This is a genomic window from Streptomyces sp. NPDC020958, assembly GCF_055562175.1.
This window is the reverse complement of the sequence record NZ_JBVHFU010000004.1, coordinates 378,616-393,895: the sequence shown is the minus strand read 5'-3', so window position 1 is coordinate 393,895 and position 15,280 is coordinate 378,616. Positions and strand designations below refer to the sequence as shown.

Here is a 15,280-nt window from a genome sequence, read left to right as displayed (position 1 = left end):
CCCGCGGCGGCGGGGGAGGGTGCGCCGGGCGGCGTCACTGCTGGTAGAAGATGCGGTCGGCGTACTCCGCGAACACCCGGGCGTTCCACTCGTGGCCGCCGTCGACGTTGCCCGAGCGCAGCAGCGGGGGTTCCAGGCCGCGGTCGGCGAGGGTGGCCGCGGTGGTGGCGAGGACCGCCTGCAGCAGGGCGCTGGTGACGACGGTGGAGGCGGGCGCGAAGGGCGCCGGGATGGTGTCGAGGGTCAGCTCGGCGTCCCCGACGGCGATCTTCGAGTCGAGTACGACGTCGCAGTGGTCCTTGAGGTACGTGCCGGAGGAGTGCCGTGACGTGGTCTGCCCTGCGTAGGCCACGGAGGTCACGCCGATGACGCGGGCGCCGCGGCGGCGGGCCTCGACGGCCATCTCCACGGGCAGGGCGTTGCGGCCGGAGAGGGAGATGATCACGAGGGTGTCGCCGGCGCGCAGGGGCGAGGTGTCGAGGATGGCGGTGGCGAGGCCGTCGACGCGTTCGAGGCGGGAGCCGAGGGTGGCGGGCACCACGTCGACGCCGACGAGGCCGGGGGCGGACAGCAGGTTCATGAGGGCGAGGCCGCCCGCGCGGTAGACGAGGTCCTGGGCGGGGAGCGAGGAGTGCCCGGCGCCGAAGGCGAACAGCCTGCCGCCGGCCGCGACGGTGTCGGCGAGAAGGGTGCCCGCGGTGGCGATGGCCTCGGCCTCCTCGTCGCGGACCCGTTGCAGGAGGCCGATGGCGGCGTCGAGGAACAGGTCGGCGGGCGTGCCGTCGCTCATACGGGCCCCTTTGCACGGTCGGCGTCAGCGTCTGTGTCGCGGATCACCCTCCGGTCTGGACCATCTCGGTGTCAATACGGCCGGTGGTCCGGCGGGGCCGCGGCCGCTCCTGCCGTACGGCTCCGTTTTTCCGGTGCGCCCCGGTTGTCAGTGGGATCCGGCAGAATTGGTTTTCAGGGCCGGCGCACGCGGCCGGGCCGTCGGCAGAGGTAATCGAGGGGCACGTATGTCCGGACTGATCGACACCACGGAGATGTATCTCCGCACCATCCTCGAGCTCGAAGAGGAAGGCGTGGTCCCCATGCGCGCCCGCATCGCGGAGCGGCTCGACCAGAGCGGGCCGACGGTGAGCCAGACGGTGGCGCGGATGGAGCGGGACGGGCTGGTGTCCGTCGCCTCCGACCGTCATCTGGAGCTGACCGACGAGGGCCGTCGGCTGGCGACGCGCGTGATGCGCAAGCACCGGCTCGCCGAGTGCCTGCTGGTCGACGTGATCGGCCTGGAGTGGGAGCAGGTGCACGCCGAGGCGTGTCGCTGGGAGCACGTGATGAGCGAGGCGGTGGAGCGGCGGGTGCTCGAGCTGCTGCGGCATCCGACCGAGTCGCCGTACGGCAATCCGATCCCGGGTCTGGAGGAGCTGGGCGAGAAGGACAGCGCCGACCCGTTCCTCGACGAGGGCATGGTGTCGCTGGCCGACCTCGATCCGGGCACGGACGGCAAGACGGTGGTGGTACGCCGGATCGGTGAGCCCATCCAGACCGACGCGCAGCTGATGTACACGCTGCGGCGGGCGGGTGTGCAGCCCGGTTCGGTGGTGAGCGTGACGGAGTCGGCCGGTGGGGTGCTGGTGGGCAGCGGCGGTGAGGCGGCCGAGCTGGAGTCGGTCGTGGCCTCCCACGTGTTCGTCGCCAAGCGCTGAGCGTGGGGGTGGGCAGGGTGCCCCGAAGACGTGGCGGTGGGCATGGGCTTGGCCCCGGCGCCTTTCGGCGCCGGGGCCTGTCCTCCCCAGTGCTGACCCGGAGCCCCGAGCTCCCAGGGTCATCCCCTCGGACCGTTTTCCCCGAGCGGTCCGTCCCCCGCAGAAGAAATCCCCCCGGCGGCGCCGATCATGCCTGGGGAGGCGTCACTCGAAGGAGGGGTGTTGTCGGCAGGAAGCCGATTTTCGAATAGGTATTCGATAGTCTGAGGGGTACCGGAGCAGCGCGAAGCGATACGAGGCGACACTAGGCACGTGGAGCTAGGGGGGTGCCAGGCCCATGGCACGGCGCATCGACGTGACAGGAGCCGGCGGCGTGCACCTCGCCGCCTGGGAGTTCGCGGACCCGCCCAAGAAGGACGACCCGGAGCGGCCGTCTCCCGGGGTGCTGTTACTGCACGGCCTGATGGGCCGCGCCTCGCACTGGGCGTCCACCGCCCGCTGGCTCTCCGGACGGCACCGGGCCGTCGCGCTCGACCAGCGCGGCCACGGCCAGAGCGACAAGCCCCCACAGGCCGCGTACACCCGTGAGGCGTACGTGGAGGACGCAGCGGCCGCCGTCGAGCAGCTGGGACTCGCCCCGGCGGTGGTCATCGGCCACGCCATGGGCGCGCTGACCGCCTGGCAGCTCGCCGCGAACCGCCCCGAACTGGTCCGGGCTGTGATCATCTGCGACATGCGGGCCTCCGCCCTCGGGGCGGCCTCGCAGCGCGAGTGGGCCGAATGGTTCAAGGCCTGGCCCGTCCCCTTCGCCACGCTCGCCGACGTGCGCAAGTGGTTCGGCGAGGACGACCCCTGGGTGGAGCGGCCGAACCCGGCGCGCGGGGAGTTCTACGCCGAGGTGATGCACGAGTGCGCGGACGGGTGGCGGCCGGTGTTCGATCCCGACCGGATGCTGAGCTCCCGGGAGACCTGGGTGTACGACGCGCACTGGGAGGAGCTGGCCCAGGTGCCGTGTCCCGCGCTGGTCGTGCGCGGGGTGGACGGGGAGCTGGGGCGGGCGGAGGCGCAGGAGATGGTCCGGGTGCTGCCGAAGGGGGAGTACGCGGAGGTGGCCGACGCCGGGCACCTGTTGCCCTATGACCGGCCTGAGGCGTGGCGGGCGGCTGTGGAGCCGTTTCTGGACCGGCTGGGGGAGTGAAGGGGGCGCGGGCGGAGGGGGCGTGATGTCGTGCCGCGGCTGCGGGTGGGGTGTGGCTGGTCGCGCAGTTCCTCGCGCCCCTTTGGGGCGCGCTGCAGCTAGCCCTTGCTGACAGCTGTCAGGATCTCCGGGAGGTGGGCCGCCGTGCGCGGTGCTGCCAGGCGCAGGCCCGCCCAGGTGATCGTCGCCCCGTAGGCCGCGCCCACCGGTAGCAGGAGCCACGTCCAGGCGTCGCCCCCGGCAGACACGTTCAACGTGATGGCCAGGGCGATGACGGGGGCGCAGAGCAGGGCCGCCGAGACCATGCCGCCGAAGATCGCGATCCAGGCCAGGCCGGTCTGGCCCGCGGCGACGTTGCGGTGGCCCTCCTGGGGGATGGAGTACGGGAAGCGGGCCGAGGTCCAGGCGCCGGTGGAAAGCATCGCGCCGAGCAGGGCGAAGGAGAGGCCGAGCACCTCGGGCAGCCGGCCCCAGTCGTCCAGCACCGCCGTGGTCAGGACGGTCACCAGCGTCGCGTACGGCAGGGTGATCAGGAGCAGGGCCAGGGCCCGGCCGCGCAGCTCGTCGTAGGCGTCACGGGCGGACGAGATGGTCATGGCCACCATCCAGAACGCGGAGGTGTCCTGCCCGAACTGGTTGTACATCTGGATCCCGAGCATCCCGGCCGCGAAGCACGCGAAGTAGATCGACCCGGTGCCCTGCACGGCGTTGAAGACGGGCACGATCAGACCGATGGCCAGCGAGGTCACCCAGGCCGCCTTGGTCTTCGGGTCGCGCCAGACGTAGCGCAGGCTGCGCGCCATGACGGTGCCGGTGCGTCCGGCCGGGAGCAGGGCCCCCAGGCCGCCGCCCGCCGACGCCCGGCCCCTGGAGTCCGCCGCCCGGTCGGGGGCCTGGAGCGTGGAACCGTCGGGTGCGGTCATCAGCCGGGTCAGGGTCCGCGCCCACACCCCGATGAGCAGCGCCAGTGCGGCGACGGACAGGGCGAGTTGCAGCACCGCCGTGCCGTACGACCCCTCGCTCGCCGAGTGCACCGCCCCGATCGCCGACGCGGGCGGCAGCCACCGCACCACGTCCGACACCGGCGCCAGCTCCCCGAGGCCGGCCGAACCCAGACTGCGGGCCGCGAAGTTGACCAGCTGCGCCCCGACCGCGATGACGAGGCCGCTCAGTACGGCCAGGTCCCGTCCCTTGCGGCTGCTGAGCAGCCGTACGTTGGCGGTGGCGATCACCCGCGCGAGCGCCACGCAGATCAGCAGCGCGAGGGCGACGCCGACGACCGCGACGCCGTACCCGGCCGCCCCGTGTGCCACCGACACCGCGCAGCCCACCAGCAGCACCAGGGTGAACAGCGGTCCGATGCCGACCAGGGAGGCGGCGAGCAGGGCCCGGACCAGCGGGCGTGGCCACAGCGGCAGCATCACCAGCCGGGTCGGGTCCAGGGTCTCGTCGCCGCTCGGGAAGAACAGCGGCATGAACGCCCAGCCGAGTGCCAGCACGACGGCGCCCAGCACGGCGACCGCGTCCACGTGCGGCTGCCCCCGCAGCATGACCAGCCCCAGCAGTTGCACCACCGCGAACAGCAGCGCGACGACCGCCGAGGCGACGAACGCGGCCCGCCGCCCGCCGGACTGCCGCAGTCCGTTGCGCAGCAGCGACAGCTTCAGCCGGACGACGGTGGAGGTCACGTCGGTCATCGGGCCCCGCCGCCCAGCCAGTCCAGGTCCGAGGCGGTGTCCCGGCCGCTCGCCCCGACGAGTTCGAGGAACGCCGCCTGGAGGGTGGGGTGTTCCCCGCGCACCTCGGCGAGTGTTCCCGTCGCGCGGATCCGGCCCGCCGCCAGCACCGCGACCCAGTCGCACAGCGACTCGACGAGTTCCATGACGTGGGAGGAGAAGACGACGGTGGCCCCGGAGCCGGTGTAGCGCTCCAGCACGCCTCGGATGATCTGCGCGGACACCGGGTCCACGCCCTCGAACGGCTCGTCCAGGAAGAGCACTTCGGGGTTGTGCAGGAGGGCGGCCGCGAGACCGATCTTCTTGCGCATGCCGGTCGAGTAGTCGACGACGAGTTTGTGCTGGGCACCGGCGAGGTCGAGCACGTCCAGGAGCTGGGTGGCCCGCTTGTCTACCTCGGCGCCGGGCAGGCCGCGCAGCCGTCCCGAGTAGCCGAGCAGTTCGCGTCCGGAGAGCCGCTCGAAGAGCCGGAGTCCTTCGGGGAGGACGCCGATCCGGGCCTTCACGGCGACCGGGTCCCGCCAGACGTCGTGCCCGACCACCTCGACGCTGCCCTGGTCCGGCCGGAGCAGCCCGGTCACCATGGAGAGGGTGGTGGTCTTCCCGGCACCGTTGGGCCCGACGAGCCCGACGAACTTCCCGGCGGGCAGCGACAGGTCGATCCCGCCGACGGCGACCTGCTGCCCGAACCGCTTCCAGAGCCCACGAACACGCACGGCATCGGTCATGGGTGAACCCTACGGGGGGAGCGCCCCTTCAGGGGCGCGAGGAACTGCGCGCTCAGCCACATCGCACCCGCAGCCGCACGATCACAGCACCCGGCACCCCACTGGCCGCTACCGGTCCCTCTCCCGCCCGCACGCATAGGCCAGCGCCGAGATCAACTCCTCCACGTCCGGCAGCCACCGGTTCGCCGCCGTCGGCCGGCAGGCCCACTGCACCGCCCCCCGCGACCCGTACCGCGTCGGCGGGGCAGGGACGTACGCGCCCTCTCCGAGCGCCGTCAGATCCAGCGACGCCGGCGACCAGCCCAGCTTCCGCACCAGCTCCGGCAGCTTCACCGACGCCCCGGGCAGGACGAAGAACTGCATCCGGCGATCAGGGGTCAGCGTCACCGGCCCCAGCGTCAGCTCCATCCGCTCCATCCGCGCCAGCGCCAGGAACCCGGCCGTCTCCGGCACGGACAGCGCATCGAAGGTACGCCCCGTGGGCAGCAGGATCGACGCCGTCGGCTGCTTCTGCCACATCCGGCGCGCGACCGTCGCACTACCGGTCGCCTGCGTCGCCCAGTCCGGACGCGCCGCGTGCGCGCCGGGCGCCGCGCACGCGACCTGCCCGCAGGAGCAGCGCTGCACCCCCTCGGCCGCTTCCAGCCAGGTGCCGGGGAAGACGTCCCAGTGACGCTCCTCGGCGTAGCGTACGGCGGTCTCCAGCAGCGATTCCCCCCGCTGCTTCGGAATCTGAGCGGCTTCGGTGCCGACGATCGTCTCTTCCACGCTCAACACAACTCCCGCATCCACCTGGAGTTACGGGCGTTACGCGCGCGGGAGAGGAGCATCTTTTCCGCAATCGGGGCGCATGGATGCATGTGTGGGGGCGCGCAGGAGGAACCGGGGCGTGAGCGGGTAGTCACCTGTGGGGGGTTGGCGGCGGTCGTCCCCGCAGTTCCGCCGCGTTTACCCGGCAATCCTCGCATGTCCCGCATTTTCGGTATGTCCGCTGGGCAGTGATCGCAAAGGCCGGATCTTTTCCCTACAGGGAGTTCGCAGGGGGTACGCCATGGCCGCAAGGCCGCTTGTCGCGCGGCAGCCGAACGAACGGTTGCAGGCGCTCATCCAGGAGGCGGGGTGCTCGAACGCCGGGCTCGCCCGCCGGGTCAACATGTGCGGCGCCGAGCACGGGCTCGACCTGAGGTACGACAAGACGTCCGTGGCGCGCTGGCTGCGCGGCCAGCAGCCGCGGGGCCGGGCGCCCGCGATCATCGCCGAGGCGCTGGGGCGCAAGCTGGGCCGTACGGTCACGATCGACGAGATCGGCATGGCCAACGGCAAGAACCTCGCGTCGGGCGTCGGTCTCCAGTTCTCGCCGACCGTACTGGGGGCCATCGAGCAGGTCTGCGAGCTGTGGCGCAGTGACGTGGGGCGCCGGGACTTCCTGTCCGGTTCCTCGGTGGCCGCGTCCGCGCTGGTGGAGCCGAGCCGGGACTGGTTGATCTCGGCGCCGGACGCGCAGGTGGCGCGGCAGGCGGGACCGCGGGTCGGGCAGTCGGACGTCGCGGCCGTGCGGGCGATGACACAGGCGCTGACCGACCTGGACCACCAGTTCGGCAGCGGGCACGTGCGCCCGGTCGTCGTGCACTACCTCAACAGCGTCGTGTCCGGGCTGCTGGCCGGCTCCTACCGGGAGTCGGTCGGGCGGGAGTTGTTCGCCGCGGTGGCCCGGCTCACCGAACTGGCCGGGTACATGGCCGTGGACACCGGCCAGCCCGGTCTCGCCCAGCGGTACTACATCCAGTCGCTGCGGCTCGCGCAGGCCGCCGGGGACCGCGGCTACGGCGGCTACGTGCTCGCCGCCTCCATGAGCCACCTCGCCGCGCAGCTCGGCAACCCCCGGGAGATCGCCCAGTTGGCGCGGGCGGCGCAGGAAGGGGCGCGCGGTCGGGTGACCCCGCGCGCGGAGGCGATGTTCCACGCGGCCGAGGCCCGCGGGCACGCGCTGCTCGGCGACGCGCGGGCCGCGCAACTGGCGTCCGGGCGGGCGGTGTCCGCGATGGAGGCGGCCGATCCGTCCTCCGGTGACGACCCGGCGTGGATCGCGCACTTCGACGAGGCCTACCTGGCCGACGAGTTGGCGCACTGCCACCGTGACCTCGGGCAGGCCGAGGCGGCGGCGCGGTGCGCCCGGCAGTCACTGGACGGGCACCCGCCGACCCGGGCGCGGCGCCGTGCCATCGGCTATGTGCTCCTCGCCACAGCGCAGGTGCAGCAGCGCGAGATCGAACAGGCCTGCGCCACCGGGACGAAGGCGGTCGAACTGCTGGAGACGGTCCGGTCCAACCGGGGCGCCGAGTACCTGGAGGACTTCCAGCAGCGTCTGGAGCCGTTCCGGGACGAACCGGTGGTAAGGGAGTTCGGCGCCCGCCTGGGTCTGCAGGCGGCCGCATGAATTCATGCCCCGCGCATGCGTGAACGTGTGGGAAACCACACGTTGCCGCTCGAGAGACGGCATATACAGCGCAGCGCGGGGCGGTTTCGTCACTCCTGTCACAGGGAACAAGATCGCGCCTTTGGCTGCGTGGCACCTGGTGGAGGGGACCCGGTAGCGTGAGCCGACGATTCACAAGGTCCCCCATTAGTAGGAGTCCCGGTGACGCAGAGTGGACAGGGCGAGCCCGCGCGCGAAGGCATCGTGCTGCCCTCCGACGGCGGCGAGCCCTTGCTGCCGGGCATGACGGGCGGTTCCGCCCGCCCGGTCCAGCCGCCCGCCGCGCCCCCGGCGCCGGCCGCCGCGCCCTCCGAGGGCCAGGAGTGGGGTCAGCCGTGGGGGCCCGGCCACCACCAGGGCGCGCCCCGGCCCCAGCAGGACTGGCCGCAGGCGGCGGGCCAGGAGTGGAACACCCCGGGCCGCCCGCCCGCCTGGGACGACCGGTCCCAGACCGCCCCCACCTCGGGCGTCGGCCCGCTCCCGCCGGAGGGGGCGTCGTACGGCGGCGGCTACGAGCAGTCGTACGGCGGCTACGGCGCACCCTCCCAGCAGCAGCCGTCCTACGGCGGCGCCCCGCTGCCCCCGGCCGCGGGACAGGCCCCCTACGGCGCCCCGCTGCCGCCCGCCGACGAGGGCGCGACCCAGTACATACCCCCGGTGCCGGCCGCGCCGGTGGACGAGGGCGCCACGCAGTACCTGCCGCCGGTGGCGGCGGGCCCCGAGGGAGCCACCCAGCTGATCCCGCCGGTCGGCCCCGGGGCGCTGCCGCCGGAGAACCCGCACGAGCGGACCGCCTTCCTCGACCGGAGCGCGCCCGCGGCGCACTCCGACGCCGATGCCACGCAGTACATCGCGCCCTACCCGGCCGGCGGCCCCCAGGGCGCGCAGGGCGGCGACCGCCGGCCGCCCGCCGAGTTCGACAACCTCTTCCGCAGCGGGCCGGGCGGCGAGCCCCCCGCCGCGTCCACCGCCCAGCTGCCCCGCTTCCAGCAGGGGCCCCAGCCCGGTTACACCCCGTCCCAGCCCCCGCCGTCGTACGACCGCTACGACGACGCCGGTGACGGCGGCGGCCGGGGTGGCCGGAGCCGGTCGAAGGTGCCCCTGATCGCGGCGATCGGGGTCGGCATCGTGGCCCTCGGGGTCGGCGCCGGTGCCCTGCTCGGCGGGGGCGGCGGCTCGGCCGGCGGCAACAAGACGGTCGCCGCGTCCGCGTCGGCCGGTGCGGACTCCTCGCAGGCCGCGGGCGACCCCGCGAAGGCGCAGGCCGTGGCCCTGGACAAGCTGCTCGCGGACAGCGGCAGCAGCCGGGCCAGTGTGATCAGCGCCGTCGCCAGTGTGAAGCAGTGCCAGAACCTCGGCGGCTCCGCCTCCGACCTGCGCGACGCGGCCAGGCAGCGCACCGAGCTGATCACCCGGCTGTCGAAGCTGTCCGTCGACAAGCTGGCGAACAACGCGGAGCTGACCGCCTCGCTCACCAAGGCCTGGCAGGCCTCCGCGAACGCCGACAACCACTACGCGGCCTGGGCCGACCAGGCGGGCGGCAAGCACGGCTGCCACAAGGGCCAGGCCCGCAGCACCGGCCAGACCGCGGCCGGCAACCGCGAGAGCGGCACCGCCAGCTCCCAGAAGGCGAAGGCGGCCGCGCTGTGGAACGCCATCGCGAGCAAGTACGGGCTGACCCAGCGGCAGCCGACCCAGCTGTGACCCGGGGGCCGGTCAGCTGAGGTCGGCGTTCTCCAGGGTCCGCGTCATGTCGAGGGCGGTCCTGTTGGCCGACTGCAGCAGGCCGCCCCTGACCGTCTGGACGTTGACGTCGGTGTTGGCCAGCCGGGAGAAGCCGGCGGCGGCCAGCTTCCCCTGGTAGGGCCAGGTCAGGGTCGGGGTGAGGCCGCCGGTGGAGACCTTCAGGCCGTTGTTGAGGGCGCGGCGCACGCTGTCGGAGGTCACCTCGCCGTCGCCGGCCTTCGCCAGGGCGGCGGCGAGCACCTTGAAGGCGATCCAGGTGGTCTGCACCCCGGCGTCGGCCGGGTCGATCCGGTTGTCGCCGAAGGCCTCCTTGCTGATGACCCTCTTCATCTCGTCCCAGTGCGGATCCGAGGCGACCGGGTACCAGCCGGTGATGTACGACCCCTCGTACGGGCCGGACGCCCCGCCGGTGGAGTTGACGACCGTCTGGTCGACGCTGCCGATCTCGGCGGCCGTCCTCACCTTCGGGTAGTCCTGGCGGGCGCGCTGGAAGCTGTCCATGAAGGTGGCCGTGCGGCCCCCGAGCTCGGGCACCACGCAGCCCGTCCTCGCCGCTTCCGAGGACGCGCTCTCCAGCGCCTGCTTCGACTGCTCGTCGTACGCGGTGAGGTCCTCGGCCGCGAGCTGGTCGATCGCCTTGCCGTGGCCGCCCGCCCGCAGGCCCGAGTCGAGCAGCTGGGGCAGCTGGTCGCCGGCGATGCTGTCGGGGCGGACCAGGGTGACCGGGCCGCAGGACGCGGCCAGCGCCTCCCCGAGCCCGGCCAGCAGGGTGAGCTGCCCGCCGTTGACGGGGTAGGAGACGGGGCTGGTGAACTCCTCGTTCGAGGCCCCGTAGCCGCCTATGTAGGGGATGGCCGCGCCTTCCAGCGGGGGGAAGTAGGAGTCGCCGAACTGGCTGTAGGAGCCGACCACCGCGACGACGTTCTCGTCGACCGCGCGCTGCGCGCAGTTCGCGGCGCCCACGCTGGTGTTGTGGTCGTTGCAGGTGAGCAGTTTGAGCTGGTGGCCGCCGAGGCCGCCCCGGGAGTTGAGCCAGCGCACGACGGCGGACGCCATGGCGGGCATACCGGGTTTGTTGGTGGCGCCGGTCTCCTGCGGTGCCCAGGTCATCACCTTGATCACGTCGTCCGCCGGGCCGGCGAGACCTGGGAAGGTCCCGCAACCGGCGGCGAGTGACGCACAGGCCGCCATGGCCACCGCGGACAGGACGGTGGCTCTGCGGGGCCGGTGGGGCGAAGGAGGAAAGGTGCTGCGCTTGTGCCGACTGCCGGTCATGTTCACGCACGATTCCCCCACATCGAGAACCCGGGAGTGACCATCGGTCAACGAAGGGTGACACGCAGGTGAATTACGGGGGCGGGTGAAGGGCTTGTGACGAGGAACGTACGATCGATGACCGTGCAAGGTTCGGAGAACTCTTCCCGTCGCGGCCGTCGCTCCTCCACCATGGGCGACATGCCACTCAATGACATGCCGTGGTGGCGCTGGCGCAGCAATGTGCGTTCCGCGCTGCACATGCTCTCCGACCCGGACTTCCAGCGGAACGTCTGGCTGGCCGGCCAGGACGGGTACGGCGATGTGACCGACGCGGTCTACCGGCTGGTCGAGGACACCTGGCTGGACAACTGGTCCGCCGAGAAGTACGTCGGGACGATATTCCGGGACTCGCAGGAGGCGGCGCTCGTCGACACCGCCGTGCTGCGGGTGCTGCGGATCATGCACCAGGTGGGGCCGGACGCGCCGGTCTCCGCCTACCTCGACCACCAGGGGTGGCCGGACGCGGTCCGGGCGGCCCGGGACGCGCACCTGCGCCTGGCGACGAGCGACGGCGACGACCCGGACGCACCGCCGCGCAGCCTCGAAGTGCTGCGGATCATGACGCGGGCGGCGTAGCGCCCGGCGGTCCGCGTGGCGGACACCCGGTGTCGGGGGCGGCGGGGCATGAGATTCTGTGATGCATGACCGATCAGCCCACCCGAGCCCAGGCCGCCCCGGCCGACCAGTACGTCCTCACCCTCTCCTGCCCCGACAAGCAGGGCATCGTGCACGCCGTGTCGAGCTACCTGTTCATGACCGGCTGCAACATCGAGGACAGCCAGCAGTTCGGGGACCACGACACCGGTCTGTTCTTCATGCGCGTGCACTTCTCGGCCGAGGCACCGGTGACGGTCGACAAGCTCCGGGCGAGCTTCGCGGCGATCGGCGACTCCTTCCACATGGACTGGCAGATCAACCGGGCCGACGAGCGGATGCGCATCGTCCTCATGGTCAGCAAGTTCGGGCACTGCCTGAACGACCTGCTCTTCCGCGCCCGGACCGGCGCGCTGCCGGTCGACATCGCCGCGGTGGTGTCCAACCACACGGACTTCCAGGAACTGGTGGAGTCCTACCACGTCCCCTTCCACCACATCCCGGTGACGAAGGAGACCAAGGCCGACGCCGAGGCTCGGCTGCTCGAACTCGTCCGTGAGCAGGACGTCGAGCTGGTCGTGCTGGCCCGTTACATGCAGGTCCTCTCGGACGACCTGTGCAAGCAGCTGAGCGGCCGGATCATCAACATCCACCACTCGTTCCTGCCGAGCTTCAAGGGCGCGAAGCCGTACCACCAGGCGCACGCGCGAGGCGTGAAGCTCATCGGCGCGACCGCGCACTACGTGACCGCCGACCTCGACGAGGGGCCGATCATCGAGCAGGAGGTCGAGCGGGTCGGGCACGACGTCACCCCGGACCAGCTGGTCGCGATCGGCCGCGACGTGGAGTGCCAGGCGCTGGCGCGAGCGGTGAAGTGGCACGCGGAGCGGCGCATCCTGCTGAACGGCCGCCGTACGGTCGTCTTCGCCTAGCGGGCGGGGCGGTCCCTGCCGCAGGGCGGCTGCGGGTCCGTCGTGGTCGCCCGCGCAGTTCCCCGCGCCCCTGAAGGGCGCGTTGCAGCAGCGCCCCTTCAGGGGCGCGGGGAACTGCGCGACCAGCCCCCACGCACCCGTGGCCGCCGACGTACCGGACCACCCTCCCCGCAGTGCGCTACATCCTGCTCAGGCTCGCCGCCGCGAACAGGACGTCCCTGATCGCCGTGCGGTCGCCCAGCTGGCCGGCGGCCGCCTCCTCCGGCGGCACATGCCCCGCGGCCAGCTGGCAGAACTCCACGTCGTCCAGGGCCACATGCGCCACCTCGAACTTCGCGGAGCCCACCGCTCCCGGCGAGTCCAGCGGGATCAGCCACTCGCCGCCGCCGCTGCCCTCGATCTCCAGCCGCAGGCTCCGGCCGGGCTGTCCGGCGGGGACCAGGTGGGGCGTCGGGCCGGGCGCCGCCAGCCCCGCCTGCCGGCGTGCCGCGAGGACGAGGGGCAGCATCCGTGCCGCGAGGTCGATCATCCTGTGCAGGTGCCGAGGGGCGGGCGGCCCGTAGGGGTAGTCCACGGCGTCCGCGATGTCCCCCGCGTGCACCCAGCACTCGAACGCCCGGTCCAGCATCGCATCGTGCAGCGGCAGCTCGAAGTCGCCGTACGACACCCCGAGGCGCCCGGCGCCGCCGCCGGTGAAGGAGACGGTCTGCACGAGACGGTGGCTCTGCTCCCGCCAGGGCACCCGCAGCGCCCGGGTCGGCGGGAAGTACGACGCCTGCCAGAAGGCCTCGGTACGGGCCGCGGGGCCGGTCGCGCGGGCGTCGCCCAGCGGGTCCTCCAGGCCCAGCGCGGTCGCCACCAGACCGTCCACGGACAGCAGGTGCGCGATGACCCCGGCGACGGTCGTACGGCGGCTCGTCGGGGTCGAACCGTCGAACCAGCGCAGCCGTACCGGCGCGTGCCACTCCGCGTCGCCGATGTCCTGGAGCAGGGCGTCCAGGCGAGCGGTCTCGGCGTCGTAGGGCGCCGCCCACGCGGGGATCGGGATCCGGGCCGGCCGACGGTCCAGACAGGCCTCCAGGACGCGGGTGCGCAGCCCGGGGTCGAGGTCCAGGCTCTCCGGCTGGTGCAGCAGCCCGACCGCCTCCCGCAGCCGCCGCGCCTCGTCCGCACAGGCCCCGCAGCTCCCGAGGTGGGCCTCGACGGCGAGGGCCTCCGCCGCCGAGCACGCGGCCAACGCCCACGCCCCGAGCAGCGACTTCAGGACGTCGTGCGACAACTCCAGCGGTGCGGGAGGCGGTTCGGCCGCCTCGGGCAACGGCTGCCCACCGTCCTCGACGGACAGTCGAGGCAACGGTATGCGCGGCACGCGCCCCCGTTCGCCCCCGCCACCGGGCCCACGCTCCGCACCGGAACCCGAACCGCGCCCGCGATCGGAGCCGGTGCCGTGGTCCCCGGCGGGGGTCGGGTCGGCGCCCTCGTCGGGGGCGGGGTCGTTCGGGGGGTCGAAGGGGGCGCTCATGCGTCGGCTCCGTAGCCCGGCGGGGTGGTGGTGTCGTGGGCGGTGGAGAGGAGTTGCAGGCCGAGGCGGAGCCGGCGGCGGGCCTCGTCCTCGGTGACGCCGAGGTCCGCCGCGGTCCCCCGGTAGTCGCGGCGCTGGAAGTAGGCGAGGTCGAGGGCGGCCCGCAGCGGGGTCGGCATGGAGTGCACGATGTAGTCCGCGCGGGCGGCGACGGACGCCCGCCGCACCCTGCGCTCCAGCTCCTCCGCGGCCTCGGTGCCGCCGCCCTCGTCGGCCGGGAGCGCGGCGGTCTCGGTGGCCCGCAGGCGCTGCACGGCCAGCCGGTGCGTCAGCGCGGCGACCCACGAGCGCAGCGGCCCCTGCCTGGGGTCGTAGGCGTCGGGATGCTCCCAGACGTGGACGAAGACCTCGCGGGTTATGGAGTCGGCGGCGGTCTCGTCGCCGAGGACGCGGTGGGCGAGGCCGTGCACGAGCGAGGCGAAGCGGTCGTAGAGCTCACCGAGGGCGGCGGCCTCGCCACGTGCGAGCCGCTGCTGCATCTTGCGGTCCCAGCGGGGCGGTGTCTCCCTCTTCGCCATGCGGCCCCCTCCCCGTGCCCGTGTCCAGCGTGTCCGCACCGTCTCCTCGAATGTAGTCGGCACGTCCGGCGGCGCACGCCCCTTTGTGCCAATGCGCGCCCCGTGCCGGACCTGGAGTGGTAAAGGCCGCCGGAGCCTCCCGTTGCCGAACGACCGAGATCGACCGGGATCGAACAAGATCGATAAGGATCGACAGTGACCGAAACAAGACCTTTCCTGATCGTCCCTCGTTTGTCATCCGGGGTTTCGGGGAACGGCCGCTGGGCAGCCGCGCGAAAAGAAGCGTAGGAACTGGCTCCGTTTCCGGGCGGTTCCGGAGATCCGGCGAGCGGAGGGCTGAGCCGTGGCTTTCAAGGTGACCGGCGAGGAACAGGGCGAGTGGGCCGTGCTCGCGGTGTCGGGCGAACTGGACCTGGTGACCTCGCCGGTCCTGCGCCAGCGGGTGCACGACGTGGTGGCCGAGGGCCACCACAGTCTGGTCCTCGACCTGTCCGACGTCTTCTTCTGCGACTCCAGCGGGGTCGGCGTCCTCATCGCCGCCCGGCGCCTGATCCGCTCCTGCCGGGGCCGGCTGCGGCTGATCCTGCCGGCCCGGGGCGCGAGTGACGGTTCTCACGTCAACCGGGTCCTCGGCGCCCTCGGCGTCCGGCGGCTGTTCGACGTCTACGCCGACACCGACAGCGCGGTCTCCGACGAGGAGAACCCCCTGTCCGCCTAGGGCGCTGCCCCGACATTGCCACACAG

General features: G+C 72.8%; 14 protein-coding genes. 7 read left to right on the top strand and 7 right to left on the bottom strand.

The window, feature by feature from the left end:
- Window positions 1-34: 34 nt before the first annotated feature.
- On the bottom strand, window positions 35-790 hold the full coding sequence (locus ACZ3KP_RS15660; RefSeq protein ID WP_467499843.1) for an SIS domain-containing protein: 756 nt from the start codon (window positions 788-790) through the stop codon (window positions 35-37).
- 226 nt (window positions 791-1,016) lie between these two features.
- On the opposite strand from ACZ3KP_RS15660, the gene ACZ3KP_RS15655 reads away from it, so the two are divergent.
- Complete coding sequence (locus ACZ3KP_RS15655) at window positions 1,017-1,709, top strand: metal-dependent transcriptional regulator (protein ID WP_467499841.1); 693 nt, start codon at window positions 1,017-1,019, stop codon at window positions 1,707-1,709.
- A gap of 337 nt (window positions 1,710-2,046) precedes the next feature.
- Window positions 2,047-2,907, top strand: coding sequence for an alpha/beta fold hydrolase (locus ACZ3KP_RS15650; protein ID WP_358974164.1), 861 nt, complete (start codon window positions 2,047-2,049; stop codon window positions 2,905-2,907).
- Window positions 2,908-3,005: 98 nt separating this feature from the next.
- Here the strand turns inward: ACZ3KP_RS15650 and ACZ3KP_RS15645 are convergent, their stop codons facing one another.
- From ACZ3KP_RS15645 to ACZ3KP_RS15635, 3 genes are all read right to left on the bottom strand, one after another.
- The gene (locus tag ACZ3KP_RS15645; protein ID WP_467499839.1) at window positions 3,006-4,604 is read right to left on the bottom strand and encodes a transporter; all 1,599 of its coding nucleotides are present in this window, start codon (window positions 4,602-4,604) and stop codon (window positions 3,006-3,008) included.
- A complete protein-coding gene (locus tag ACZ3KP_RS15640) occupies window positions 4,601-5,371 on the bottom strand; it encodes an ABC transporter ATP-binding protein (RefSeq protein ID WP_132891636.1) in 771 nt (256 codons plus the stop codon). Before ACZ3KP_RS15640 ends, ACZ3KP_RS15645 begins: the two co-directional genes overlap by 4 nt.
- Before the next feature lie 108 nt (window positions 5,372-5,479).
- Entirely contained in the window at window positions 5,480-6,148 is a 669-nt protein-coding gene (locus ACZ3KP_RS15635) for a bifunctional DNA primase/polymerase (RefSeq protein ID WP_467499837.1), read from the bottom strand.
- Between the two features lie 274 nt (window positions 6,149-6,422).
- Between ACZ3KP_RS15635 and ACZ3KP_RS15630 the strand changes: the two genes are divergently transcribed.
- Together ACZ3KP_RS15630 and ACZ3KP_RS15625 are read left to right on the top strand one after the other, a co-directional pair.
- Window positions 6,423-7,808, top strand: coding sequence for a transcriptional regulator (locus ACZ3KP_RS15630; protein ID WP_467499835.1), 1,386 nt, complete (start codon window positions 6,423-6,425; stop codon window positions 7,806-7,808).
- 201 nt (window positions 7,809-8,009) lie between these two features.
- Window positions 8,010-9,551: a hypothetical protein gene (locus ACZ3KP_RS15625; RefSeq protein WP_467499833.1), complete on the top strand. Its 1,542-nt coding sequence runs from the start codon at window positions 8,010-8,012 to the stop codon at window positions 9,549-9,551.
- A 12-nt stretch (window positions 9,552-9,563) separates the two neighbouring features.
- Here the strand turns inward: ACZ3KP_RS15625 and ACZ3KP_RS15620 are convergent, their stop codons facing one another.
- Window positions 9,564-10,868 carry an ABC transporter substrate-binding protein gene (locus ACZ3KP_RS15620; protein ID WP_467499831.1) on the bottom strand — a complete coding sequence of 435 codons (1,305 nt, stop codon included), beginning with the start codon at window positions 10,866-10,868 and terminating at the stop codon, window positions 9,564-9,566.
- A 117-nt stretch (window positions 10,869-10,985) separates the two neighbouring features.
- On the opposite strand from ACZ3KP_RS15620, the gene ACZ3KP_RS15615 reads away from it, so the two are divergent.
- Together ACZ3KP_RS15615 and purU are read left to right on the top strand one after the other, a co-directional pair.
- On the top strand, window positions 10,986-11,486 hold the full coding sequence (locus ACZ3KP_RS15615; RefSeq protein ID WP_358974149.1) for an SCO4402 family protein: 501 nt from the start codon (window positions 10,986-10,988) through the stop codon (window positions 11,484-11,486).
- A gap of 65 nt (window positions 11,487-11,551) precedes the next feature.
- Window positions 11,552-12,436, top strand: a complete 885-nt coding sequence (gene purU, locus ACZ3KP_RS15610) for a formyltetrahydrofolate deformylase (RefSeq protein ID WP_358974147.1) — start codon at window positions 11,552-11,554, stop codon at window positions 12,434-12,436.
- 178 nt (window positions 12,437-12,614) lie between these two features.
- Here purU and ACZ3KP_RS15605 read toward each other — a convergent pair whose 3' ends face one another.
- Together ACZ3KP_RS15605 and ACZ3KP_RS15600 are read right to left on the bottom strand one after the other, a co-directional pair.
- Window positions 12,615-13,958 carry a maleylpyruvate isomerase N-terminal domain-containing protein gene (locus ACZ3KP_RS15605; RefSeq protein ID WP_467499829.1) on the bottom strand — a complete coding sequence of 448 codons (1,344 nt, stop codon included), beginning with the start codon at window positions 13,956-13,958 and terminating at the stop codon, window positions 12,615-12,617.
- Complete coding sequence (locus tag ACZ3KP_RS15600) at window positions 13,955-14,536, bottom strand: sigma-70 family RNA polymerase sigma factor (RefSeq protein WP_467499827.1); 582 nt, start codon at window positions 14,534-14,536, stop codon at window positions 13,955-13,957. Before ACZ3KP_RS15600 ends, ACZ3KP_RS15605 begins: the two co-directional genes overlap by 4 nt.
- A gap of 343 nt (window positions 14,537-14,879) precedes the next feature.
- Between ACZ3KP_RS15600 and ACZ3KP_RS15595 the strand changes: the two genes are divergently transcribed.
- The gene (locus ACZ3KP_RS15595) at window positions 14,880-15,254 is read left to right on the top strand and encodes an STAS domain-containing protein (RefSeq protein WP_467499825.1); all 375 of its coding nucleotides are present in this window, start codon (window positions 14,880-14,882) and stop codon (window positions 15,252-15,254) included.
- Window positions 15,255-15,280: the final 26 nt, after the last annotated feature.